General features: G+C 45.3%; 21 protein-coding genes and 1 other annotated feature. Of the genes, 10 read left to right on the forward strand and 11 right to left on the reverse strand.

The genetic code is table 11. The features are described 5' to 3' along the window. Nucleotides 1-63: 63 nt before the first annotated feature. Nucleotides 64-1,248: a cystathionine beta-lyase gene (locus ACED59_RS16785; RefSeq protein ID WP_017098178.1), complete on the reverse strand. Its 1,185-nt coding sequence runs from the start codon at nucleotides 1,246-1,248 to the stop codon at nucleotides 64-66. Nucleotides 1,249-1,431: 183 nt separating this feature from the next. After that, on the reverse strand, nucleotides 1,432-2,886 hold the full coding sequence (cls, locus tag ACED59_RS16790) for a cardiolipin synthase (RefSeq protein WP_017098179.1): 1,455 nt from the start codon (nucleotides 2,884-2,886) through the stop codon (nucleotides 1,432-1,434). A gap of 367 nt (nucleotides 2,887-3,253) precedes the next feature. Between cls and ACED59_RS16795 the strand changes: the two genes are divergently transcribed. The 5 genes from ACED59_RS16795 to ACED59_RS16815 all read left to right on the forward strand — a co-directional run bounded on the left by ACED59_RS16795 (nucleotide 3,254) and on the right by ACED59_RS16815 (nucleotide 9,824). Then, nucleotides 3,254-4,687, forward strand: a complete 1,434-nt coding sequence (locus tag ACED59_RS16795; protein WP_012604350.1) for a sodium-dependent transporter — start codon at nucleotides 3,254-3,256, stop codon at nucleotides 4,685-4,687. A gap of 189 nt (nucleotides 4,688-4,876) precedes the next feature. Beyond that, the gene (locus ACED59_RS16800) at nucleotides 4,877-6,493 is read left to right on the forward strand and encodes a methyl-accepting chemotaxis protein (RefSeq protein ID WP_009848765.1); all 1,617 of its coding nucleotides are present in this window, start codon (nucleotides 4,877-4,879) and stop codon (nucleotides 6,491-6,493) included. Between the two features lie 212 nt (nucleotides 6,494-6,705). Continuing rightward, the gene (locus ACED59_RS16805) at nucleotides 6,706-7,404 is read left to right on the forward strand and encodes a TIGR01621 family pseudouridine synthase (RefSeq protein WP_029223967.1); all 699 of its coding nucleotides are present in this window, start codon (nucleotides 6,706-6,708) and stop codon (nucleotides 7,402-7,404) included. Between the two features lie 8 nt (nucleotides 7,405-7,412). Then, nucleotides 7,413-8,366, forward strand: a complete 954-nt coding sequence (locus ACED59_RS16810) for a class I SAM-dependent methyltransferase (RefSeq protein WP_009848763.1) — start codon at nucleotides 7,413-7,415, stop codon at nucleotides 8,364-8,366. A gap of 135 nt (nucleotides 8,367-8,501) precedes the next feature. Further along, entirely contained in the window at nucleotides 8,502-9,824 is a 1,323-nt protein-coding gene (locus tag ACED59_RS16815; protein ID WP_017098183.1) for an IS4-like element ISVbsp1 family transposase, read from the forward strand. Nucleotides 9,825-9,886: 62 nt separating this feature from the next. Here the strand turns inward: ACED59_RS16815 and ACED59_RS16820 are convergent, their stop codons facing one another. Continuing rightward, nucleotides 9,887-11,206 carry a cation:dicarboxylate symporter family transporter gene (locus ACED59_RS16820; protein ID WP_017098184.1) on the reverse strand — a complete coding sequence of 440 codons (1,320 nt, stop codon included), beginning with the start codon at nucleotides 11,204-11,206 and terminating at the stop codon, nucleotides 9,887-9,889. Between the two features lie 410 nt (nucleotides 11,207-11,616). On the opposite strand from ACED59_RS16820, the gene ACED59_RS16825 reads away from it, so the two are divergent. Continuing rightward, nucleotides 11,617-13,023 (forward strand): nodulation protein NfeD, encoded by a 1,407-nt coding sequence (locus ACED59_RS16825; protein ID WP_017098185.1) that lies wholly within the window; start codon nucleotides 11,617-11,619, stop codon nucleotides 13,021-13,023. 69 nt (nucleotides 13,024-13,092) lie between these two features. Next, a complete protein-coding gene (locus ACED59_RS16830) occupies nucleotides 13,093-13,890 on the forward strand; it encodes a slipin family protein (protein WP_004729804.1) in 798 nt (265 codons plus the stop codon). A 116-nt stretch (nucleotides 13,891-14,006) separates the two neighbouring features. Here ACED59_RS16830 and trpA read toward each other — a convergent pair whose 3' ends face one another. The 7 genes from trpA to ACED59_RS16865 form a co-directional block, all read right to left on the reverse strand. After that, nucleotides 14,007-14,813 carry a tryptophan synthase subunit alpha gene (trpA, locus tag ACED59_RS16835; protein WP_004729802.1) on the reverse strand — a complete coding sequence of 269 codons (807 nt, stop codon included), beginning with the start codon at nucleotides 14,811-14,813 and terminating at the stop codon, nucleotides 14,007-14,009. Then, nucleotides 14,813-16,003 (reverse strand): tryptophan synthase subunit beta, encoded by a 1,191-nt coding sequence (gene trpB, locus ACED59_RS16840; protein WP_004729801.1) that lies wholly within the window; start codon nucleotides 16,001-16,003, stop codon nucleotides 14,813-14,815. The genes trpA and trpB overlap by 1 nt, the downstream gene beginning before the upstream one ends. A 131-nt stretch (nucleotides 16,004-16,134) precedes the next feature. Beyond that, entirely contained in the window at nucleotides 16,135-17,586 is a 1,452-nt protein-coding gene (gene trpCF / locus ACED59_RS16845; protein WP_017098186.1) for a bifunctional indole-3-glycerol-phosphate synthase TrpC/phosphoribosylanthranilate isomerase TrpF, read from the reverse strand. 26 nt (nucleotides 17,587-17,612) lie between these two features. Beyond that, entirely contained in the window at nucleotides 17,613-18,608 is a 996-nt protein-coding gene (trpD, locus tag ACED59_RS16850) for an anthranilate phosphoribosyltransferase (RefSeq protein WP_017080967.1), read from the reverse strand. Nucleotides 18,609-18,617: 9 nt separating this feature from the next. Further along, nucleotides 18,618-19,244 carry an aminodeoxychorismate/anthranilate synthase component II gene (locus ACED59_RS16855; RefSeq protein ID WP_004729794.1) on the reverse strand — a complete coding sequence of 209 codons (627 nt, stop codon included), beginning with the start codon at nucleotides 19,242-19,244 and terminating at the stop codon, nucleotides 18,618-18,620. A 2-nt stretch (nucleotides 19,245-19,246) separates the two neighbouring features. Next, the gene (locus ACED59_RS16860) at nucleotides 19,247-20,854 is read right to left on the reverse strand and encodes an anthranilate synthase component 1 (RefSeq protein WP_029223969.1); all 1,608 of its coding nucleotides are present in this window, start codon (nucleotides 20,852-20,854) and stop codon (nucleotides 19,247-19,249) included. Nucleotides 20,855-20,979: 125 nt separating this feature from the next. Next, nucleotides 20,980-21,094, reverse strand: a sequence feature (Trp leader region). Continuing rightward, on the reverse strand, nucleotides 21,041-21,166 hold the full coding sequence (locus ACED59_RS16865; RefSeq protein ID WP_009848753.1) for a trp operon leader peptide: 126 nt from the start codon (nucleotides 21,164-21,166) through the stop codon (nucleotides 21,041-21,043). (Overlaps the previous feature by 54 nt.) 120 nt (nucleotides 21,167-21,286) lie before the next feature. Between ACED59_RS16865 and ACED59_RS16870 the strand changes: the two genes are divergently transcribed. The 3 genes from ACED59_RS16870 (at nucleotide 21,287) to rluB (ending at nucleotide 24,012) form a co-directional block, all read left to right on the forward strand. After that, nucleotides 21,287-22,141: a PHP domain-containing protein gene (locus tag ACED59_RS16870; protein ID WP_029223551.1), complete on the forward strand. Its 855-nt coding sequence runs from the start codon at nucleotides 21,287-21,289 to the stop codon at nucleotides 22,139-22,141. Nucleotides 22,142-22,203: 62 nt separating this feature from the next. Further along, the gene (locus ACED59_RS16875) at nucleotides 22,204-22,824 is read left to right on the forward strand and encodes an L-threonylcarbamoyladenylate synthase (RefSeq protein WP_009848751.1); all 621 of its coding nucleotides are present in this window, start codon (nucleotides 22,204-22,206) and stop codon (nucleotides 22,822-22,824) included. A 159-nt stretch (nucleotides 22,825-22,983) separates the two neighbouring features. Continuing rightward, on the forward strand, nucleotides 22,984-24,012 hold the full coding sequence (gene rluB / locus ACED59_RS16880; RefSeq protein WP_004729784.1) for a 23S rRNA pseudouridine(2605) synthase RluB: 1,029 nt from the start codon (nucleotides 22,984-22,986) through the stop codon (nucleotides 24,010-24,012). Nucleotides 24,013-24,209: 197 nt separating this feature from the next. On the opposite strand, the gene ACED59_RS16885 is transcribed toward rluB, so the two are convergent. Then, a complete protein-coding gene (locus ACED59_RS16885; protein ID WP_004729783.1) occupies nucleotides 24,210-24,701 on the reverse strand; it encodes an RNA methyltransferase in 492 nt (163 codons plus the stop codon). Nucleotides 24,702-24,772 lie beyond the last annotated feature (71 nt).

Raw genomic sequence — 24,772 nt, forward strand, 5'->3', positions numbered from 1 at the left:
GCTTACCGAACTAAAAAAGGCAGGTTGTCCCTGCCTTTTGTGGAAACTTGTTTATTGTTTTACTTAAACCAGAGCGTTGTAACGATCTAGTCCAGCATCTAGATCCGCAATCAGGTCATCGACGTCTTCTAAGCCGATATGAACGCGTATCAAGGTTCCTTCGAAGTTAGGGTTCGCTACCGTTCTCAAGCTATTAAAGCTGCTCGGTTCGTTCGCTAGAATCAAACTTTCAAATCCACCCCATGAGTAACCCATACTAAAGTGCGTCATACCATCAAGCAGCGCTGTGGTCGCTTTTGTGTTTGAGTTCTTAAGAACGAAAGAGAACAAACCATTACCGCCAGTGAAGTCTCGTTTGAAGAATTCATGACCGGGACAAGACTCAAGGGCAGGGTGACGAACATGGTCAACCTCAGGGCGTGTTTCTAACCACTTTGCTACTTTTAGGCTGCTTTCAGCATGTTGGCGAAGTCGAACGTCAAGAGTGCGAATACCGCGAAGACCAAGATAAGCGTCATCTGGAGATACGCACTGTCCCATCAAGTAACTCTGCTCTCTCAGTTGATCCCAACATTTTTCGTTGGCTACTGCAGTTCCTAGCATCACATCAGAGTGACCAACAATGTATTTAGTCGCCGCTTGAATTGAGATGTCGACGCCAAAATCGAACGGTGAGAAGTTAACACCAGCCGCCCACGTGTTATCGAGCATTACAATGATGTCATGTTCATGGGCAATACGTGCGAGTGTTGGGATGTCTTGAACTTCCATGGTGACTGAACCCGGAGACTCAGTAAATAGAACCTTAGTATTTGGCTTAATAAGGTCTTGGATACCTTCACCGATCGTTGGCTCGTAGTAAGTGGTCTCTACACCCATCTTTTTCATTATGGTGTCACAGAAATCACGAGTGGGTTCGTAACAGGTATCGACCATCAGAATATGGTCACCTGTTTCAACAAAAGAGAGGATGGCATTAGAGATGGCTGCCGTACCACAAGGGTAAAGTGCGCAACCTACACCACCTTCAACTTCAACCATTGCATCTTGAAATGCGAAATGAGTCGTGGTGCCACGGCGTCCGTAGAAAAGTGTCTTGTTAGCGCGGTTGATGGTCGCTTTGCGTTTCTCTTCTACTGTGTTGAACACGACAGTTGAAGCGCGTTGTACTGGTGGGTTAACGACACCATTAGTCCACTTCTTATCACGACCTGCAGTGATCAGTTTAGTGGTTTTGTTCTCGGACATGCTGTGAATTCCTTATCAATCGGTTATGTCCTATTTAAAACATGCCAATAGCCTTCAAAGCAAGAGGAGAGCGGGAGTTTTTGCGCTTTTCTTTTGCTTTTTAACCTTCCACGTCGTTTATCGTGAAAGGTTTAAAATCCGATAGTCGGCGAGTGATGAGCCGCGGTGGACGCATTGATGGAATTAAAGCAGCGGGTTGAATAAGTAAAACAACCTTTCGAAGAAGCGGTTGCGTAGGTTTCTCTGCTCCCATTGCTCCAATTCCACTGGATGAGATGATTCAATATAGGATTGCTGCAAATCAAACAGTTGCTTGGTGAAGTGCACATCATCAACGGCTAGCGTTACTTCGAAGTTAAGCCATAGGCTGCGCATGTCGATATTGACCGTTCCGATTAAGCAAAACTCTTCATCAATCACTACCGATTTGGTGTGAAGAAGCCCGCCGTAAAACTCATATATCTTCACTCCGGCTTCAAGCAGTTCGGTATAGAAGGCGCGAGAAGCCCATTTAACCATTAATGAATCGTTGTTATGTGGAATGATTAATTCGACGCTGACACCACGTTGTGCCGTCATTTTGAGTGTTTCTAATAAGTCGGCACTCGGTACAAAATAGGGTGTTGTAATACGAACTGAATGGTTTGCTTGATTAATCGCAATAGTAAGAACTTGCAGAATCAAATACTCCGGCATGCCCGGCCCAGATGGCACTACTTGAACTGGATGATGCGTCATTATTTCTTCAACCGGGCACTCTGGTAAATCAGGAAGAATGCGTTCACCGGTTTCCACTTCCCAATCCCAACCATGAATTGCTGACAACACGTTAACGGTTGGCCCAGTGACGCGAACCATGACATCAATCCATTGGCCGACACCTGAGCTCTGTTTGAAATGAGCTGGATCTACCATATTCATTGACCCGGTATAGGCGATGGACTCATCAATCACGATGATCTTCCGGTGCTGCCTTAGATCTAAACGGCGTAAGAAAATACGCCAAGGACTAACCTCTAATGCTTGGACAACGTGAACGCCAGCGTCTTTCATCATTGAACGCCAGTGACTTTTGAAAAAACGCTGGCTACCTGCAGAATCGAGTAAAACTTTAACATCGACACCACGTTTTGCTGCTCGAATAAGTGCGGAAGCAACGGAGTCAGTTAAGCCACCGGGGTGCCAAATATAGAAAACCATTTTGATACTCGTCTGGGCGTTTTCTATATCTTCGATAATTGCGTGTAGGATTTCATTAGGAGAAGCTTGCAGTGAAAGTGTGTTTCCGCTGAGAGCTGGAATGCCCATCCGATTGTTACAAAGCTCATCAATTTTGTGGATAGGAGAGCCGACTTTACCTGGAAGGTGGACTTGGCAATCATTTAATTGGCGGAACCAATCACCAAAAGGCGTAAACATGCGATGTGCCCGCTCAGCCCTCTTTCTACCGAGATTTAGCTCTCCGAAAAGGAAGTAACAAGCGACGCCAACAATAGGGATAATGTAGATAACCATCAACCATGCGAGAGAAACGCTGACAGAGCGTCGTTTTAGTACGACACGAAAAGTCACACCGGCGACAAGGACCCAGTATAAAGCGACAGAAGCTAAAGTTAAAAAATGGTAGAGCTTTTCCACATTGAATACTCGAAAAAAGAGACACTTAGATAGTAATGCTATTTTACGGATATGGGAATTTAAGGAATCAACTATTTACAAAATAGAGCAAAAGCTGTAAACAGGTTAAAGTTGTTAAGTTTTAGTTAACTTAAGACGAATGCAATTGTTTTGTATGAAAAACCGGCATTTAACCATAAAGATTTACATTGATAACGAAATATATACGGTTCGGGCTTCCAATTGTATTCTTAAACTGGTTTACTTGCTAGATAACGAGCGTCAATCAAATCTTTTAATGGTGTAAATTATTATATACACCTTATCTTTTAATGACGCCACACAAAGCAAAATACAACATCACATAACACAAAAGTTTGGAGTAAACGTGGCTACTAGTAATACAACCACTACACCCCGCGATACCTGGGGTTCGAAATTAGGATTCGTAATGGCTGCAGCAGGTTCTGCTGTTGGCTTAGGTAACATCTGGAAATTCCCATACACAGCAGGTGAAAGTGGCGGCGGTGCATTCGTTGCAATTTATCTGTTTTTTGTAATCTTCATCGGTTTTAGTGTGATGCTAACTGAATTTGCGATTGGCCGTCATACGCAAAAATCAGCAGTAGGTGCATTTAAATCAACTGACCGTCGCTGGACGTTCGCTGGTGTTATTGGCGTAGTCAGTGGTTTACTTATCATGGGTTTCTACCCTGTAGTAGGTGGCTGGTCTATCGCATACATCGGTAAAATTGCTGGTGGTCTACTAGACGCACCTGAAGCAATTGGCGACAGCTTCGGTGGCTTTATCTCAAACCCAGTTCAGCCACTAATGTGGATGGGCCTATACCTACTACTGAACGTTGTCATCGTTATGAAGGGTATTTCTGGCGGTATTGAGAAAGCGGGTAAGATTCTGATGCCACTTCTTTTCATCATCCTTATCGTGGTATCAATCAAAGGCCTAATGCTTCCGGGCGCGATGGCTGGTCTTGAATTCCTATTCAGCCCTGACTTCTCTAAAGTAGACAGCGGTGTAATCCTAGCTGCACTAGGTCAAGCATTCTTCTCACTATCTCTTGGTATGGGTTGTATGTTGACTTACGGTTCTTACCTTAAGAAGAAAGAGAACCTAGTTCAAACTACAGCTATGGTTACGGCGATGGATACAGGCGTTGCTATCCTAGCTGGTGTTGCAATGTTCCCTGCAATGTTCGCATTCGGTATGGAGCCTGCAGCAGGTCCTGGTCTAGTATTCGTTGTTGTTCCTCAGCTATTCGCTGAAATGGGCGGCGTAGTTGGTCTTCTATTTGCTCTTATGTTCTTCGTTGGTCTAAGTGTTGCGGCACTGACTTCTTCAGTATCTCTACTTGAAGTTGTTGTTTCGTACCTAATCGATGAGAAAGGCATGAAGCGTGTAACAGCTGTACTGTCTGCAAGTGTCGTAATGGCGATTCTATGTATCTTCGCTTCTCTATCTCTTGGTGGCTTTGGTCCAACGCTGTTTGGTACTGGTGCATTCGATATCTTCGACCTACTAACGGATAAGATCTTCCTAGCAGTTGGCGGTATGTTGGTATGTATCTTCGCTGGTTGGAGACTGAACCGTGCTGACCTAGAGAAAGAAATCACTAACGACGGTGAAGTATCTTTCCCTCTATTCGGTCTATGGTACACACTCGTTAAGTACATCATCCCAGTAGCTATCGCTATCGTAGCGTTCATGGGTATCTCTTCTGGCTTCGACAGCGGTAAAGGTGCAATCATGCTACTAGGTATTGGTATCATTGCCGGCTCTGCGCTTATCTCTAAGAAGCTATAATTCTTAGAAACTCTAATCGCAAACTAAAGTTAATTGATAAGCGGGAGCCATTGGCTCCCGTTTTTTTATGCGGCGCACTTATTGTTTTTCGAGAAATAAAAACATCGTCCCCTAAAGTTATCCGTGTGGTGGCCGATATATCTTTCGGTTAGGCTATATCGGCCTGTATTTATTTTAGGTAGGTGTTCTGTGAAATTGTCAGTGAGAAAAAAACTATATTTGGGTTTTGGATCTATATTGGCGGTGCTTGTCACGTTAGTAGGGATTGTATCGATAGAAGTGATTGGGGCTCACGAGAGCTCTGATGAAATTAGACTGGATGATGTTCCAGGAACTGTTACCTACCTTATATTGATCGATGAAGCTGGTGATGTTTACCGTGATGCTTTGGGCGCGGTTGTTCAGGGCGGTAATGCGCTCAATGATTATCGAGCTAATAAGACTCAATTTTCTCAAGCAATTGAAGAAGCAAAGCGTTTAGAGAGTAAAGGCTCAGAGGACCATCGTCGTGTTCAGCGAATTGAAGAGCTAATGGGGCGCTTTACTCAAGAGTTTGAATCGAAGCTCGTACCTATGCTTAATGATGAAACTGCATTGTTATCAAATATCCAGCAGCTTCGCTCTTTGTATGAGAGTAATCTTATCCCGATTGAAAATTTGCTTGATCAAGCATCTGAAAGTGAGATTGCTGATACAGAGCGAGCTCTGCTAACACTAACGGATTCGTTTATTACAATCGAACGCACGATTATGGTGTTGACTGCGGTTGCGATTGTGTTTGGTTGCGTAATTGCGTTTGTATTGTCTAGCTCTATTACCAACCGTTTGACTCGTGTTGAACAAGTTGCACGCCGCGTAGCAAATGGTGATCTGACGGCTGGAGATATTGTTGATGATTCTGGTGATGAATTGGCTGATCTTGCTCAATCGATCAACCAGATGCAAAAGTCATTGGTCGATCTCCTCGGTTCTATTTCATCAGTGACTACCCAAGTTCAATCCGTTACTGGTGAGCTATCATCAATCAGCCACGACATCGTATCTGGCGCCTCTGCTCAAGCAGATAAAGCGACATTGATTGCGACTGCGGCAGAAGAACTAAGCTTAACCATTTCTGAAGTAGCGCAACAAGGTACTTCTACTTATGAAGAAGCGCGCCGCTCAGAAACGTCTGCAGAAGACGGTCGTAAAGTGATCGTGGAGATGGTTGCGAGCATCCAACAAGTGTCTACTCAAATGAGCGACATGTCGTTACAAATGAACACGCTGGGTTCACATGGTGAGCAGATTGGCAGTGTTATCAAGGTAATCGAAGATATCGCAGAACAAACCAACCTCTTGGCTCTGAACGCGGCGATTGAAGCTGCGCGTGCTGGTGAGTTCGGTCGTGGTTTTGCCGTGGTAGCTGATGAAGTACGAGCGCTAGCGGAGAGAACGACTAAAGCAACACAAGAAGTGTCTGGTATCATCCAATCTATTCAATCTGGTACTCAAGAAGCGGTTACTTACACTCAAGACAACTGTCGTTTAGTTGAAATTGGTGTAGAGCAAAGTACAGGGGCGGTATCGGCTCTAGAAGCAATTGTTAGCGGTGCGGGCAACGTACAAAGTATGGTTAACTCAATTGCGACTGCGGCAGAAGAACAGACAGCGGTGACAAAAGAAATCGCAGCGGATATTACGGCAATCAGTGATATCTCTGAACAGTCATTACAGTTAGCGACTCGCAGCTCTGAGAACACATCAGGTTTGAATGCTAAAGTTGCCGAACTTGAAGGCTTAGTAGGTAAGTTCAAACTTGCTTAGAGCTTAGAGCTTAGAGCTTAGAGCTTAGAGCTGGATCATAAGTCTAGAACATAAGCTTAGAGCGAATTGATTAAAGACTTCCCAGTGAAAGTTGACTATTGAAACATAAGCCCAACGATTCAATGTTTATTGAACTCGTTGGGCTTTTTCGTAGCTGGAATCTGGATTCAGACACGGTATACTCCACGTTCTACAATGGAGTTAGCCTTTACATGTTCGACATTCTTCTGAATCACTCTGATTTTTTACTTATAAACAAACATCCAGGCGTCAGCGTCCATAAAGACGATGGTGATACGATGTTATTGCAAGAAGTTGCTAAGGCAATCAATGAGCCGAAGCTATATTTAGTCCATCGTCTCGATAAAATGACGTCAGGAATTCTACTGCTGGCAAAAGATGCCCCGGCAGCGAGTGAGCTTTCACAGTTGTTTGCAAAGCGTGAAGTAGAGAAGTACTACCTTGCGATAGGCTCCAAGAAGCCGAAGAAAAAGCAGGGGCTGATCTCAGGAGATATGGAGCGTTCACGACGCTCAAGCTGGAAGCTGCTGACAACCAAAGAAAACCCAGCGATTACCCAATTTTTATCTGCAACGGCTGAACCCGGTGAGCGTCTACTTTTATGTAAACCCTATACGGGGCGAACTCATCAGATCCGTGTCGCGATGAAGTCCATTGGCTCGGCTATTGTTGGTGATCCTATTTACAATCCATCGAACGAGGCTGACAGAGGCTATCTGCATGCCTTCGCGATTCGATTTACCTATCAATCACAAGCCTACGAATATGTCTGCGATCCAAGAAACCTCGACTCTTTGGGTGAGAAATGGCATCAAGAGATCGTGTCTAATGGTTTAGACGGTTGGCTTGAACCTTGGTCATTAACGTGGCCAAAGCTAAACACTAAGTGAGTGAAATAATGGAAGCATCAGCTTTACCTCTGTTTTTTAGTCATATTGAACAGCAATTGAATGAAGTGCCGAATGAACTACGTCGTATTTTTCACGGGCGTGGCAAGTTTTGGCCCGGCCTAGATCAACTCACTTGTGATTGGGTTGATGGACAGTTATTGGTTAACGTGTTTAAAGAAGTGGACCAAGCGTTCTTATCATCTCTAAAGACTGGATTGGTCGACCTCACTAACAAAGATATCTGGCAAGTAAAACAGGGCACAAGCATTGTGCTGCAACACCGTTATGCTGATGGCGCGCCCTCTGAAGTGTTGTGGGGTCAATTGAACGACTCACCAGTCGTGGTTGAACATGGGCTTAAGTACCAACTAGACATTGGCCGCAATCAGAACTTCGGTCTGTTCCTAGACATGCGTAATGGCCGTCAGTGGGTACAAGATAATGCTAAGGATAAGAACGTTCTTAACCTGTTCGCATACACTTGTGGTTTCTCTGTGGCGGCGATTGCGGGTGGCGCTCGACAATGTATGAACGTAGACATGTCTCGCGGATCACTGAACAAAGGCCGTGATAACCACCGCTTGAATGAGCATGATATGCGCTCGGTGAACTTCCTTGGCTACGATATCTTTAAGTCGTGGGGAAAAATCAAGAAGGGTGGCCCATACGAGCTGGTTATTATCGATCCGCCTTCGTTCCAAAAAGGCAGCTTTGCACTGACTAAAGACTACAAAAAGATCTTACGTCGTTTGCCTGAGCTTCTAACCGAAGGTGGTGAAGTGATTGCTTGTGTTAACTCACCAGCAGTGTCACCAAACTTCTTGATTGAGACGATGGCAGAAGAAGCGCCAAGTGTTGAGTTTATCGAGCGTTTAGATAATCCACCTGAATTTGTCGATGTCGACCTCGATTCAAGTTTGAAAGTCCTGAGATTTAAAATTAACGTTTCTGAAGACGCTTAATTTGGAGTAAACAAATATCAACGTTTGAAAGTAAAAAAGCCACTCAAATGAGTTAATGCCGATCGTTTAAGAAGACTTGAACGATCTTGCAGTTAGCAGATAATCCCCATCAACAACGTTGATGGGGATTTTTTTATGCTTGAACAAGAATTAGCAATGGCACACGAGACCATTGAAGATGCCGACAATTATGAATCTGTCGTCGACGCCATTCAGATTGAGTGGATAGAACAAGCTCTTCTTGAAACCAATAAAGCGAGCATAAGACGACGTCGGCTTCCCGCTCAGCAAGCTGTCTGGTTAGTTATTTGGATGGGGCTGCAACGCAACATGTCTATCAAAGAGGTATGCAGTTCATTAGACATTGCGCTTCAGCCTAAACCTGAAGATAGCTGGTCTCGTGTTGCACCTAGTGTCCTAACTGATTCACGCCGACGTCTAGATGAGAGTCCATTAGCGGCTCTGTTTCACACAACAGTAAAGGCTTGGAACGGAGATATCCTTCAACAAGATAAAGACTTGGAGCTTAATGTTCTTGCTGTGGATGGAACAACATTTAGGTGCCAAGATTCCCCAGAGAACGCTGAAGAATTTGGGTTCATCTCTAAAAAATTGAAACCTTACCCTCAACTTCGTTTAGTCGCTTTGATGTCAACAGAAACTCGAATGATTATGGGGGCGGCTTTTGATGGCTGTCATGTCGGTGAAACGACCTTAGCTAAGCGCCTATTCAATGATATCCCCGCACATTCATTGACCTTATTTGATCGTTGTTATTTCTCGGCAGACCTCTTGTTGTCGTGGCAAGAGAGTGCGGAAAATGCTCACTGGTTAATGTCTGCAAAACGTAAGCTACGCTATGAAGTGTTGGAGAAATATGCGGAGAACGACATGCTCATCTCAATGCCCATATCTCCTCAAGCTCAACGGCAGAATCCGAATTTACCCGCACGTTGGGAAGCTAGATTAGTCCTATATCAAGAGCCAAAAGGTGAGATAAAAGGTTTTATTACTTCACTTACAGACCCTAGTAGATACTCGCTAGAAAGCCTGCTGCGTATTTATTGGCAACGCTGGGAGATAGAAGAAGGTTATGGTGAAATTAAACAGACTCAACTGCAAAGTCACGTCACTTTACGAAGTCGTTTTTCTGCCGGTGTGAAGCAAGAGCTTTGGGGCGTATTACTTGCCTATAACTTAGTGCGATTAGAGATGGTTAAGATAGCTTCAGAAGCCGGGGTTCGAGCGACTAGGGTCAGTTTTACCGCCGCAATTAACCTTATTGATGCGCAATTACGTTGGTTAGCTTTAAGCCCAGACGGAACTCTACCTGTAAAACTGAAAAGGATGAGAGACAGTTTGAGTCACTTCATTCTTCCAGATAAAAGAAAGGACCGAACGTTTCCACGTTCAGTCCTCTTTGTCCCAGCCAAATATCCGTTCAGGTTCAAGCAATAATGCTTATCCGAACGGCATTAACTCAAATGAGTGGCTTTTTGGTCTTTAGGTTTCTAAGAAGTTTAAGCTTGTTGTTTCTCTAGCTCAGCTTCTTTCACTTCGTCTTTGATTAGAGAATCAACGATTACCGCACATGCTGCATCACCAGTGATGTTAAGAGCAGTACGGATCATGTCGAAGATACGGTCTAGAGCGAACAATAGAGGTAGACCTTCGATAGGGATACCAGCTGCTAGAAGAACCGCAACCACTAGGAAAGAAGGACCTGGAACACCTGCTTGACCAACTGCGCCTAGAGTCGACGTTACGATGATAGCAATGTAAGCGCCCATAGACAGGTCGATGTTGAACAGTTGTGCGAAGAAGATAGCAACTAGGCCGTAGTAAATTGCGTTACCAGACATGTTGATCGTCGCACCAAGTGGCAGAACGAATGAAGCCGTAGAGTTACGAACGCCAAGTTCTTTCTCTACCGTTTCCATTGTTACTGGCAGTGTCGCCATTGAAGAGGCTGTTGATAGTGCAACCGCTTGAGGCTTCTTCATCGCAACTAGGAACTTCTTCGCAGAAGTCTTAGTGAAGATTTGAATCATTAGCGGGTAAGCAACAAAGCCGAAGATCAGAATCGCAACAATGTAGACAATGAACAGCTTGAACACGACCATAAGCGCGCCAAAACCGAATGTACCGACTGCTTCTGCCATTAGGCCAAATACACCAAGTGGTGCAATGATCATAACCTTGTTGATCATCCAAACCATAGCGTCAACAATCGCGTTTACGCCATTGATGATTGGGTCGCGTTTTTCTTTCGCTTGTTTAGAAATCGCAATACCGAAGAATAAGCAGAAAACGAGAATTTGCAGAATGTTAGCTTCGTTCAGTGATTGGAAAACGTTGGTAGGGATCATGCCCGTGATGGTTGCCCAGAACGTTGGAAGTTCGCCTTTCGCAGCGTATTCAGAAGAGAACATACCTTCAACGCCAGAAACATCGATACCACGACCCGGTTCGAATACTTCACCCATTACAAGCGCTAGTGCTACAGCAAGTGCAGACGTTAGTGCAAAGTAACCCAGTGTAACCACACCAACTTTACCTGCTGATGAGCTATTACCTAGACCTGCAGCACCTGAAATTAGGGCAACTGCGACTAGAGGAATAACCAGCATCTTGATTAAGTTGATGAAGATTGCGCCCAGTGGAGCGAACATTGTTGCGCTGTCACCCATCATTGCACCGACAGCGGTACCGATGATCATTGCAATAACGACTTGAACGCCGATGTTGCTTAGTAAACTCTTTTCTTTTAACACTTCCATAACCTCTGTGCTACTAAATATAAAAATCCCAGAACTACTCACCAATGTACGATGTACCATTGGATTAATATTTCGCGACGAGTTTTACACGTATCCTTTACATTTATCAATATGAGCAGAGGTGAAAGTCTCTGAAAAACTGGTGGTCTAATGTCATTTGTTGATTTTGCACAACAATGCAATCGTTTGCCTTGTTTTTTTATTGCGATGTTATTTGTTGAATTTATAAAAGACTTTTCGCTGGAGATTTTGTGAATGATTTACAAGCGCTGGTATTGAAAACGTCTTGTTAACATTTTGATTTCATTTGCGAGTGTTTTTTGAACGCCTATGTTGGGGGGAATCCACAGCTACGTGTTGTGTGAAATTTAGCCTGAACTATGCTTAAGGTATCTATTTATTACCAAGATGTTACCTCTGCGCTTTAAATAAAACGTCTATCTAGCATCTCAGTTGTAAGGAGAGGGGCTATGACTTTTATATTAAAGTACTTGTTTGCGTTTCTTCTGTTGTTCAGCTCTGTGTTCGCTCAGGCCGATGATGTCTGGGTGATTGAGGTGAACGGAGGGATAGGTCCGGCGACCAGTGATTACCTCACTAGAGAAATAGAACAAGCTCACGATGAGCAAGCAAAGCTCATCATTTTGAAAATGAACACGCCTGGCGGGTTAGATTCGTCGATGCGTGACATTATTCGATCCATCACCACATCACCGATTCCGATAGCAACTTGGGTTGGGCCTGCGGGTTCACGAGCAGCGAGCGCCGGAACCTATATTTTACTTGCTAGTCACATCGCTTCTATGGCGCCCGGAACTAATCTAGGTGCAGCAACCCCTGTGTCGCTCGGTGGGGGCAAAGCGCCTGCTAATCCGTTATCTCCTCAAGACGACGCCAATAAAGATGACAACACGTCAACGAGTGAGCAAGACGAAACAAAACAAGAGAACTCAGACCAAGTAAAAGCCACCACTGCGATGGAAAAGAAAGTCATCAATGATGCTGCGGCTTACATTGTCAGTTTGGCTAAGTTACACAACCGTAATGAAGAATGGGCAGAAAAAGCGGTGCGAGAGGCAGCAAGTTTGGATTCTGAGAATGCACTGACTCTTAACGTGATTGATTTTATTGCCAGCGACCTTCAGCAATTGGTTGAACTGAGTAACGGGCGCACCGTAACCATCAACGGTGTCAGTCAGGAAGTCCAACTTAGTGATGTTGCTTTTGTCGAGCGAGAACAAGACTGGCGCTTTAGTTTGCTGTCAGTGATCACGAACCCGAACGTTGCATATATTTTGATGCTGATTGGTATCTACGGTTTGTTACTCGAATTCTATAACCCCGGCGTCGGGCTACCGGGTGTTTTGGGCGGTATCTGTCTGTTATTAGCGATGTACTCCTTACAAATGCTGCCTGTGAGTTACGCGGGCCTTGCTTTAATCCTATTGGGAATTGCTTTGATGGTCGCAGAGGCCTTTAGCCCCAGTTTTGGCATCTTCGGTTTGGGCGGCGTCGCTGCGTTTACGCTCGGTTCGATCATGTTGATGGATACCGAAGTGCCGGGTTATCAAATCGCATTGCCGCTAATTATCGGGATCAGTTTGTTCTCTGTTGCCTTTATCGTCGTAACAATATCAATGCTAGTCCGAGTGAGAAACAAACCGGTGACTACGGGGATGGAAGCGGTAGTCGGTGACACGGGCAAAGTGGTAAGCGGCTTCCCCGGTGAGGGGCGTGTGCTAGTCGAAGGTGAGATCTGGCAAGCCAAATGTGCGAGTGAATTGCAAGTGGGGCAGATCATCAGAGTGACCAAGCTGACGGGGCTATCTTTGGATGTTGAAGCGCTGCCCGATGATACATCATCGAAATCTAGCTAGCGCGGAATGCTAGAACAAACGTTATTGAATTATTAATTGCTTAACCATCGTTACCATTAGGGGGCGGTTATGTTTATACACACTATAGGTATTGTCATTGTGCTCGTTATCTTGTTGATAGCCAGCATGTTCAGAGTGCTGCGCGAATATGAACGTGCAGTGGTGTTTTTCCTTGGGCGCTTTTACGGCGTGAAAGGACCGGGGTTAATTATCATCATTCCTTTCATCCAACAAATTGTGCGAGTGGATCTACGAACTATCGTGTTGGACGTGCCGACGCAAGATTTGATCACACGCGATAACGTGTCAGTGAAGGTGAATGCCGTGGTCTATTTTCGAGTGCTGGATCCGAAGATGGCGATCAATAACGTAGAGAACTACCTCGAAGCGACCAGTCAACTGTCACAAACAACGTTGCGTTCAGTATTAGGACAGCATGAGTTGGATGAGCTATTGTCTGAGCGTGAAGAGCTCAATAGAGACTTACAAGCGATACTGGATCAGCACACCGATAACTGGGGAATTAAGATTGCCAATGTCGAGATCAAGCATGTGGATCTTGATGACAGTATGGTGCGAGCTCTTGCTAAACAAGCCGAGGCGGAACGTTCACGTCGAGCTAAGGTGATCCATGCAACAGGGGAATTAGAAGCATCAACCAAGCTGAAAGAGGCTGCAGAGGTTCTTAATCAAGCGCCCAACGCCATTCAATTGCGATATATGCAAACACTAACAGAAGTAGCTAATGAGCGAACTTCCACAATCATATTCCCAATGCCCATCGATCTGGTCGAGAAGATAACCGACCCGATAAAAGCGACGCTCAATGAGGCAGCGATTAAGAAAGCGATGAAAGCCGATGAGTGATTGGCTTAAATGAAGAGCAATAAAAAAGGCTCCACAGTTGTGGAGCCTTTTAGTATTTGAATCATTGGTTCTATTTAATGACCATTGATTACGAGCGTCTATTTAATGACCGTCGATTATTTCTGCGTAGCCGCTTTCATTGGCGTAACAAACTCCGCAAGTGCTTTAAGCATTGCTTCTGGTTGTTCAACGTTGTTTTCAATGATTTTGACTACGGCTGAGCCAGAGATCGCACCTGCAGCGCCAGCTACAATCGCTTCTTTCACTTGTTCAGGAGCCGAGATACCGAAACCAAGCAGTGCTGGTGGCGCATCGAACTTGTTCAAGCGATCAAGCAGTGCCGTTACTGGCATGTTTGCTTTTGTTTCTGCACCCGTTACGCCTGAGCGAGAAAGTAGGTAGGTGTAGCCGCCACCTAGCTCAGATACTGATTGAAGCGTTTCATCGCTTGCTGTTGGTGGAGCAATAAAGATTGGGTGAACGCCAAACTTTTCAGCTGCAGCAACAAATTCACCGCTTTCATTGGTAGGTACATCAGCAATCAATACTGAATCGATACCTGCTTTTGCGCAGCGTTCGTAAAAATTTTCTATACCACGTGCGTAAACCAGGTTTGCGTACATCAGTAGGCCGATTGGCAGCTCTGGGTATTTAGCACGAATTTGACCGATAAGATCGAAGCACACATCTGGCGTGACTTTTGAATCTAATGCACGGATGTTTGCGCCTTGGATTGTTGGGCCATCTGCAAGCGGATCTGAGAATGGAATACCAAGCTCAAGAGCATCAGCACCCGCTTCAACTAGCGTTTCCATGATCTTAAGTGATTGCTCGGGGTTAGGATCGCCAACCGTTACGAATGGTACAAATGCGCCCTGATTCTTTTCAGCTAAGCGAGTGAAGAGTGATTGATAGCGATCCATTATAATGCTCCTTTCTCTTTAAGAATGTCGTGTACAGAGAAAATATCTTTGTCACCACGGCCAGATAAGTTAACGACTAATAGCTGTTCTTTCTCTGGGTCGTCGTGAGCCATTTTTACAGCGTGAGCCACAGCATGAGATGACTCTAGCGCTGCGATAATACCTTCTTTGCGTGCAATCAATTGGAACGCTTCTAGCGCTTCATCGTCGGTTACGTTGTCGTATTCAGCACGGCCAATAGCATTTAGGTGCGCGTGTTGAGGACCAACTGATGGGAAATCTAGACCAGCAGAAACAGAGTAAGACTCTTCTACTTGGCCGTTCTCATCTTGCATCAGTGGTGCTTTCATACCGAAGAAGATACCGGTTTTACCGTGCTTAAGTGGCGCGCCGTGTTGGTCGGTATCAATACCTTTACCAGCAGGCTCTACACCGATCAGGCGAACAGACTCTTCTTCAATGAAGTCAGCGAACATACCGATAGCGTTTGAACCACCGCCGACACAAGCGATAACCGCATCTGGAAGGCGACCTTCACGCGCTAGAATTTGGTGCTTCGTTTCTTCACCAATCATGCGTTGGAAATCACGAACAATCGTTGGGAATGGGTGAGGGCCAGCTGCAGTACCCAATAGGTAGTGCGCGTCTTCATAAGTTGCAGACCAGTCACGTAGCGCTTCGTTACATGCATCTTTTAGCGTTGAAGAGCCAGAATGAACAGGGATAACCTCTGCGCCCATTAGCTTCATACGGAACACGTTCGGGCTTTGACGTTCAACGTCTTTTGCACCCATGTAAACACGACACTTAAGGCCCAATAGAGCACAAGCTAGAGCCGTTGCAACACCATGTTGGCCTGCGCCAGTTTCAGCGATGATTTCCTGTTTGCCCATACGTTTTGCTAGCAATGCTTGGCCAAGAACTTGGTTTGTCTTGTGAGCACCGCCGTGAAGTAGATCTTCACGCTTTAGGTACAGTTTGGTTTTTGTACCTTTAGTCAGGTTACGCGTTAGCGTTAGTGCCGTTGGACGACCTGCGTACTCTTGAAGAAGCGTCATGAATTCACTGCGGAACTCAGGATCTGCTTGTGCATCGATAAATGCTTGTTCCAGTTGGTCTAGTGCTGGCACTAGGATCTGCGGTACGTATTGACCACCGTATTCACCAAAGTAGGCATCGAGTTTAGCCATTGTGTTATTCCTTCAATTCTATCGATGTGTATTCACACCAAGTCATTTAATCTTGCTTGAGCTTCGCAAAAGGCAAAGCTCAAAAATATGTTTTTAGTTTCTGCTTTCTAATTTCTAGCGCCGAGCTTGGACTAGTAATTACGAATCGCTGCAAAAGCGCGTTGCAGCTTGTCTGCGTCTTTTTTACCTGGAGTGGATTCAACGCCTGAGTTTAGGTCTAGCCCTAAGCAGCCTAGTTTCGCTGCTTGGTTAGCATTGTCTGGGGTTAGGCCACCCGCCAACATGATTGCGCTTTGGTTGTTGATTAGGCTCCAATCGAACGCTTGACCTGTACCACCCGTTTGAGAACCCACTTTAGTATCTAGCAGGTGACGAGTCACGTTGCTTTTCAGTAATTCTGGTAGCGCGCTTTTAGCACCGTTTTCAGCACCAGAAGCCACACCGTAAGCTTTCCAAATCTCAACGTGTTCAGGTAGTGATTGTTTTAACTCATCGACAAATGCTTGAGACTCATCACCGTGCAGTTGCACCGCAAACAGACCGAGTTCAGAAACTGTGTTAGCAACGTCAGCAACACTATGATTTTGGAACACACCCACGTAGTTCAAAGGTGCGCCGCTCATGGTTAAACGAGCTGCCTCGATATCCACATGACGCTTAGACGCTTCAACGAAAATCAAACCACCGAATACTGCACCTGCTTGATACGCTTTCGCGGCATCGTCAGAGTGAGTTAAACCACACACCTTGTTTTCACCGAGTGTCACTTTACGCACCGCAAGCTCTAGGTTCTTTTCAGCCATCAGAGAGCTACCGATTAGGAAGCCGTCTGCAAATGTTGAAAGGTCACGTACTTGCTGATGATTGTAGATGCCAGACTCTGAAATCACGACTGCGTTTGGAGCCAGTTCGCGAATCAGCGGAGCCAACTCTTTGGTACGGTTCAAATCAGTCGAAAGGTCACGCAGGTTACGGTTATTAATGCCGATCACTTTTGCTTTTAAAGCGACTGCGCGGTGAAGCTCTTCTTCGTTGCTGACTTCGGTAAGTACACCCATGTTGAGTGAGTGAGCGACTTCCGCCAGTGCTTGGTACTCTTCGTCATCTAATACCGATAGCATCAACAAGATAGCATCAGCAGAGTAGTGACGAGCTAAGTAAACTTGGTAGGTATCAACCATGAAGTCTTTACAAAGAATAGGCTGCTTAGCAATGCTGCGAACCTTTGGTAAAAACTCAAAGTCACCTTGAAAGTATTTCTCGTCTGTCAGTACTGAAATTGCGTTGGCGTGGTTGTTGTACACCGATGCAATATAGTCCAAATCAAACTCGTCACGGATTAAACCTTTTGACGGAGATGCCTTCTTACATTCAGTGATGAAAACCGTTTGTTCGCCGCTCAATGCATCATAAAAGCTGCGGTCTGTTGCGGTTAACGCTGCTTTAAACTCGTCCAATGGTTGAGTTTGCTTACGCGCTTCAACCCATTGGTATTTGTCACGAACGATTTTTGCTAATACTTCCGCCATTTCAGCGTCTTTGACTGAAACGTGGGTCGACAGTTTATCGGTAGTCTGTGTCATATTCTTTGTCTCAACTCCGTCGTTCGTTAGGCGTGTGCAGCAAGCTTTTGTACAAGCTCGTATGCTTTGCCAGAGTTCATCGCGTCAATCGCTTGCTGTGTGTTGGCTTTTAGATCTTCGTGACCAAATAGACGCATTAGCAGAGCAACGTTGACTGCCACAGCGCCAACTTGAGCATCTGTGCCTTTACCCGTCAGGATATCGGTTGTGATGGCTTTGTTCTCTTCTGGCTCGCCGCCCTTGATTGCTTCAAGAGGGTGAGTGTTCAGGCCAAAGTCTGCCGGTGTCACTGTGTACTCGTGAATTTTGCCATCTTTAATTTCAGCAACGATTGTCTCGCCATGAATAGCCACTTCATCAAGGCCACTACCATGCACAACTGCAGCACGCTTCATACCCATTTGCAGCATGGTTTCCGCGATAGGGCGGACGAGCTCTTTGCTGTAAACACCCATTAACTCGATATTAGGGCGAGCAGGGTTAATCAGTGGACCAAGGATGTTGAAGATAGTGCGCGTTTTCATCGTCTGACGAACAGGCATCGCGTGACGTACACCGACGTGATATTGCGGAGCAAATAGGAATGCTACGCCAAGCTCGTCGACTGCAGTACGAGTGTCTTCTGCTGTCATCGCTAGGTTAATACCGAACGAATCCAGTAAGTCAGAAGAGCCTGATTTGCTCGATACGCTGCGGTTGCCGTGCTTAGCTATTTTTAAACCACACGCTGCTGCTACAAATGCAGAAGTTGTAGAAATGTTGATGGTGTCATGACCGTCGCCACCTGTACCTACGATGTCTGCAAAATCGTAATCAGGACGTGGGAACGGGTTTGCATTGGCAAGCAGTGCTTTTGCTGCGCCAGCGATCTCATCGGGCGTTTCGCCTTTGATTTTTAGTGCAGTTAGCGCAGAAGCCATCAAAATTGGGTCTAGTTCGCCCTTGATGATCACATCAAACAGTTGTTGGCTTTCTTCTTGAGTAAGAGACTGTTGTTCGTAAAGTTTATTAATCTGTTCCATGATCGTTTCCTAGTTAGTCTTTTTATCAAGAGTAGAGCTTTTCTCTAGATGAAGAGGTTTCTCAAGAGCCCATTCGATAGCGTTCGCTAGAAGCGTTGCACCGTAGGTCGTCATTATCGATTCAGGGTGGAATTGGAATCCACAAACCTTGTCTTGTTCTTGAACTACAGACATCACCAAATCATCGACTTCAGCGGTCACCGTTAAGCTATCAGATACATGCGTTGCCACTAAAGAGTGGTAGCGAGCAATAGCCAGTGGCGAAGGTAAGCCTTGGTAAGTCGCATGGTTTTGGTGTTCCATCATCGACACCTTACCATGAATGATTTCGCCAGCGCCTGCAACGGTGCCGCCGTAGGCTTCAACAATCGCTTGGTGACCTAAACAAATGCCAATCATTGGCACTTTGCCTTTTAGCAGCTGAATTAACTCAGGCATGCAGCCCGCATCCGCTGGAGCGCCAGGGCCTGGTGAAAGCAGTGCAACAGGGTTGTCTAGTTCGTTGATCGCCGCTTCAACTACTTTTGCAGGAATGTTGTTACGGTAAATTTTTACGCTGTGACCCAACGAACGAAATTGGTCTACAAGGTTGTAAGTGAATGAGTCGAAGTTATCGATGAATACAATATCAGCCATGATTACGACTCCTTCTTATTTGATGAGTGTTGGTTTGTAGCAGAGCTCTTAGTGTGAGCTGCTTGAATCGCAGAGATAACCGCTTGTGCTTTGCCGCGAGTTTCATCGGCTTCTGCTTGTGGGTCTGAATCGAACACCACACCAGCACCCGCTTGTACTTGTGCTACGCCATTTTCAACGTAAGCAGAACGAATCACGATACACGTATCTAACGTGCCTTCACCGGTTAGATAACCGACTGCACCACCGTAGCTACCACGACGCGTTTTTTCTACGTCACGAATAAGCTGCATTGCGCGGATTTTTGGTGCGCCCGTTAGCGTGCCCATGTTCATACAAGCTTGGTAAGCGTGTAGGGCATCTAAGTCTTCACGTAGCTGACCAACAACACGAGAAACCAAGTGCATCACATGGCTGTAGCGATCCACTTTCAACAAGTCTGCTACGTGGCGAGTGCCTGCTTCGGCAATACGAGCCACATCGTTACGTGCTAGGTCAACAAGCATCATGTGCTCGGCGTTTTCTTTCTTGTCGGTACGCAGTTCAAGCTCAATACGGCTGTCTAGATCGAAATCGATTTGGCCATTTGGGCGCTTACCACGACGGCGAGTACCAGCAATTGGGTAAATCTCGATTTGGTTGGTTTCGGTTTCGTACTTCAGTGCACTTTCTGGAGAAGCACCAAACAGAGTAAACAGCTCGTCTTGCATATAGAACATGTAAGGGCTTGGATTACTTTGCTTGAGCTCTTTATAAGCCGCCAGTGGAGCAGGGCAAGGCAGCGTGAAGCGGCGTGAAGGTACCACTTGGAACACATCGCCTTTTACTACGTACTCTTTTAGGTCACGAACCGTTTGGCAGAAGTCTTCATCTGAAACACTTGGTACAGCGTCAACATTGTCGAGCGGCGTTACTTCTGTGATGGCTTTCAATGACTGACATTGTGTTTGAATGTCAGCTAGACGCTCAGTTAATTGTGTTCTGATGTTTTCATCTTGAGTGAACAAGCTGGCGTGAAGCAGACCTTCGTTCTCTTGGTGATCGAAACGCAATAGTGTTTCTGCAACGTAGAAAACAAAGTCAGGGCAGTTGTTGGTCGCTTCTGCATCGCCTAGCGGTTCAAAGTTCGCCACGATGTCGTAAGCGAATAGGCCAGCCATGAATAACGCGTGCTTGTTATCCGCGTCTTGCTCAAAGCTGTGTTGAACCAAACGCAGTGCATCGAATGAAGACGCTTCTCTTAAACGTGAATCTTCGTCTAATTCGTTGCTTGGTTCGACAAAAGTCAGCGTCAATACGTTATCCGTAAGGTCAGATTTTATCTCTGTTTTAACGTTTTGAGCTAGGTGTTCGATTAGCGCTTGACCATTTTGAGTCAACGCTTGAAAGGTTACTTCATGTCCGCGACATACGATGCGAACAGCAGAGTCGATAAGGAGTAGGCTTGTCAGGTTCTGTTTAGATTCAATCTCAGCAGATTCCAACAACAGACTGTCTGTTTTGTTTTCACACAGAGTATGAAAAACACTGGTTGGATCTTGCGAGTAAGGAACGGAAGAATTGATGACCTCAATGGTTCCCAGCTTTTTGATTTCAATGGCCTTGTTCACAAGACCTCCTTTATGATTCTTTAAATTTCCTGCCGTACATAGTCGCATAAAGATACCTTTCACCCAATCTAGAATATTGTCAATTCGTTGATTTGTTAGTCAGTTGAATGTGAGATGTTCGACAAATTAAAAAGCCCGCTATGAAAGCGGGCTTAGTGATAACTTTTTTATAAACAAACTGTTTAATTAGAAGTACACGTTGGCCCACCAAGAACTTGTCCAAGTGCGCCACCAATTAAGCTCTGAACTTGCTTCTACTGAAGAAAGTTCTAAAACTTTATCTTTATGGTTTTGGTTAAATTCTTGTAACATAGTGAACCTATCAAATGTGATACTTCGTATTTGTGTACTAGTTAACTAGTTTTGCGCTTGCAGGTCAAGTGCGTTGACACAAATATAACGATAAAAATTGAAAACAATGAAAAAGAATATATGAGAATTGATCTACATAGTCATACAACAGCCTCAGATGGCCGACTTACTCCACCTGAACTGATTGACCGAGCGCTAGGCTTTAACATCGAAGCGTTAGCGATTACAGATCATGATACGACTGATGGGCTTGCAGAAGCACGCAGCTATATTGCTGATAACAATCTTCCTATTCAGTTGATTAACGGCATCGAGATCTCAACTGTTTGGCAAAACAAAGATATCCATATTGTTGGGTTAAACGTCGATCCTGAATCACCAGAATTGAAAGCGTTAATTGAACAACAGAAGCAACACCGTGTCGGACGTGCAGAGATGATTGCTCAACGTCTTGAGAAAGCGACTCGTGAAGGTGTGTTAGAAGAGGTTAAGTTGATTGCAGGTGATGCACCAATTACTCGAGCTCACTTTGCGAAATGGTTAGTCGACAATGGCTACGCGAAAACCATGCAGCAGGTGTTTAAAAAGTTTCTTACGCGCAACAATCCAGGTTATGTGCCGCCAACATGGTGCTCAATGGGTGATGCTGTCACGGCAATTCATGCAGCTGGTGGCCAAGCGGTGCTTGCTCACCCTGCGCGATATGGCCTAACCGCCAAGTGGGTTAAACGCCTTCTCGCTGCATTTGTTGAAGCAAATGGTGACGCTATGGAAGTGGCTCAACCTCAGCAAGCACAACAAGAAAGACGCACACTTGCGGATTATGCTATACAATACAAACTATTAGCCTCCCAAGGCAGCGACTTCCATTACCCATCCCCATGGATGGAACTTGGACGTAATCTCTGGCTACCTTCTGGGGTCGAAGAAGTATGGAAAGATTGGGAGTTTCAAACGGTTTCACCATCTGAATAGTCTTTAGGTGAACCAGCTCCTTCTGATGATAGAGTCGAGAGATTCGATAACGAGGATCAACAATGAGCCAGTTTTTTTATGTACACCCAGATAACCCACAAGCGCGCTTAATTACTCAAGCGGTTGCGATTATTCGCAATGGCGGCGTTGTGGTTTATCCAACAGATTCAGGTTATGCACTGGGTTGTCAGCTTGAGAATAAACAAGCACTCGAACGCATCTGTAAAATTCGTCGAATTGATGATAAGCACAATTTCACTTTGTTATGCCGTGACCTTTCTGAGTTGTCACTGTATGCACGAGTAGATAACGTGGCTTTCCGTCTGCTTAAGGCGCACACGCCAGGTGCTTACACGTTTATTTTCAAAGCAACAAAAGAAGTGCCAAAGCGTTTGATGAACGCTAAGCGTAAAACGATCGGTATTCGTGTACCGGACAACAAAATTGCCCTAGACCTTCTAGAAGCAATGGGCGAGCCATTAATGTCGACGTCTCTGATTCTTCCGGGGAACGAGACAACTGAATCGGATCCTGAAGAAATTCGTGACAGCTTAGAGCATGCGGTTGATGTCATTTTGAATGGCGGCTACTTAGGTGAGCAACCTACTACGGTTATTGACTTTAGTGACGATGACGCCGTTGTTTTACGTCGTGGTGCCGGTGATCCAGCGCCGTTTGAATAATAGCGTTACTGATTAACAGTCTGTAACGAAACAGCAAACCTGTCAGAGTAAATAACAAGTGCTTTTTGGCAGGTTATTTGCGATAATACGCGACCGCGATTTGGTCGCGAAAAATTCATTCGACGTCTGTGAAGACGACAATTAGGTAGAAAAGAGTAAATGAGCGAAAAATTACAGAAGGTTTTAGCGCGAGCTGGTCACGGTTCTCGTCGTGAACTAGAAGGTTTAATCAAATCTGGTCGTGTAAGTGTTAACGGTCAAGTTGCGAAATTGGGTGAGCGTCTTGAAGACGAGAACTCAGTGATCCGTATCGATGGCCACACAATTACAGGCAAAGCCTCTGAAGAAGTGGTTTGTCGTGTACTTGCTTACTACAAACCTGAAGGTGAGCTTTGTACTCGTCACGATCCTGAAGGTCGCCGTACTGTTTTCGATCGTCTACCTAAGATCCGTGGTTCTCGTTGGATTTCAGTTGGTCGTCTTGATGCAAACACATCAGGCCTACTGTTGTTCACAACCGATGGTGAACTAGCTAACCGCCTAATGCACCCAAGCCGTCAGGTTGAGCGTGAGTACCTAGTACGTGTATTTGGTGAAGTAACCGAGCAAAAAGTTAAGAACGTGACTCGTGGCGTTCAACTTGAAGATGGTATGGCTCGTTTCGAAGATGTGGTTTACGCTGGCGGTGAAGGTATGAACCATACTTTCTACGTGGCAATTAACGAAGGTCGTAACCGTGAGGTTCGTCGTCTTTGGGAATCACAAGAAACAACAGTAAGCCGTCTGAAACGTGTACGTTACGGTGATATCTACCTTGATAAGAAACTGCCTCGTGGCGGTTGGAAAGAGCTAGATCTTCAAGAAGTAAACTACTTGCGTGAGCTTGTTGAACTTCAGCCAGAAAAAGAGACACTGTTGGATCTTGATCCTGCAAACACTTCTCGTAAGCGTGAGCGTTCTCGTAGCCAGAAAATTCGTCGTGCTGTTAAGCGTCATGAAGAGCGCGCAAATGCTCCTAAAGGCCGTAGCAACCAGACTAAGCGTAAGAAGCCTGCAACTCGCGGTACTACAACACCTGATTCAGGCCGTAGTGCTCCAGCGACCAATGGCAAACCTCAGGCTACCAAAAAGCCTAAACTAAACAACGGACGCCCGGCTAAACCGGCTAAGCCAAGATCACGTAAGTAATTACACCAGTAGTTGCTACAGTTCTTAAGCTTAATCCAACGTTTCGAATACTAAAAAACCTGCTAACTTAGCAGGTTTTTTTTCGTCTTGAATATGGCGCAGTTCAAATCATGTGGAAGTGCTTACCAAGTAGAAACGATTAACCAGGTAGAAGTGCTTCACTAGCTAGGGTGACTAGCTATGGACTACGATTGGTTTTAGGTCACTTTCAAATGATTAGAAAAGTTATCACCCTTCGCCATGCGGTCATACAAAATGACATTGACCGCAGCAGCAAGGTTCATGCAGCCATTAGTCGGAACATAGATAGTTTCACGACAGAAGTCTGTGATCTCTTTTTTCAGAGTCCCATCTTCAGGGCCGAAGATATAAAAAGCACGAGGTGGGTGCTTATAATCAGGCAGAGGCTTGGCGCCTTCTATCAAATCAACCGCGATGGGCACGCAGCCAACAGGAATAATATCTTTAAGATCTTCAACACCAATTAATGGCAACTCAAGGTGCTTTTCTTTGGTGTCGGTATGAAACTGTCGAGCGTGGTCATAACGGGTGCCTGTATAAAATACAGAGTTTGCTCCATAGCAACCAGCTGCTCGCATTACTGAGCCAACATTTTCAGGGGTTTTGGGATTTACTAATCCAACACAGGCATAGCCTTTGGATAGGGTATCTGTCTTTGCTTTGGTCATAATTTTGTAGAGTTGCAGTTTGGTAAAGTGATGAGGCTATGAAGTCGTAAGAAAACCAGCTCAGTACTCTG

It is taken from the genome of Vibrio sp. FF266, assembly GCF_041439695.1.
GTDB classification, from domain to species: Bacteria; Pseudomonadota; Gammaproteobacteria; order Enterobacterales; family Vibrionaceae; genus Vibrio; species Vibrio tasmaniensis_A.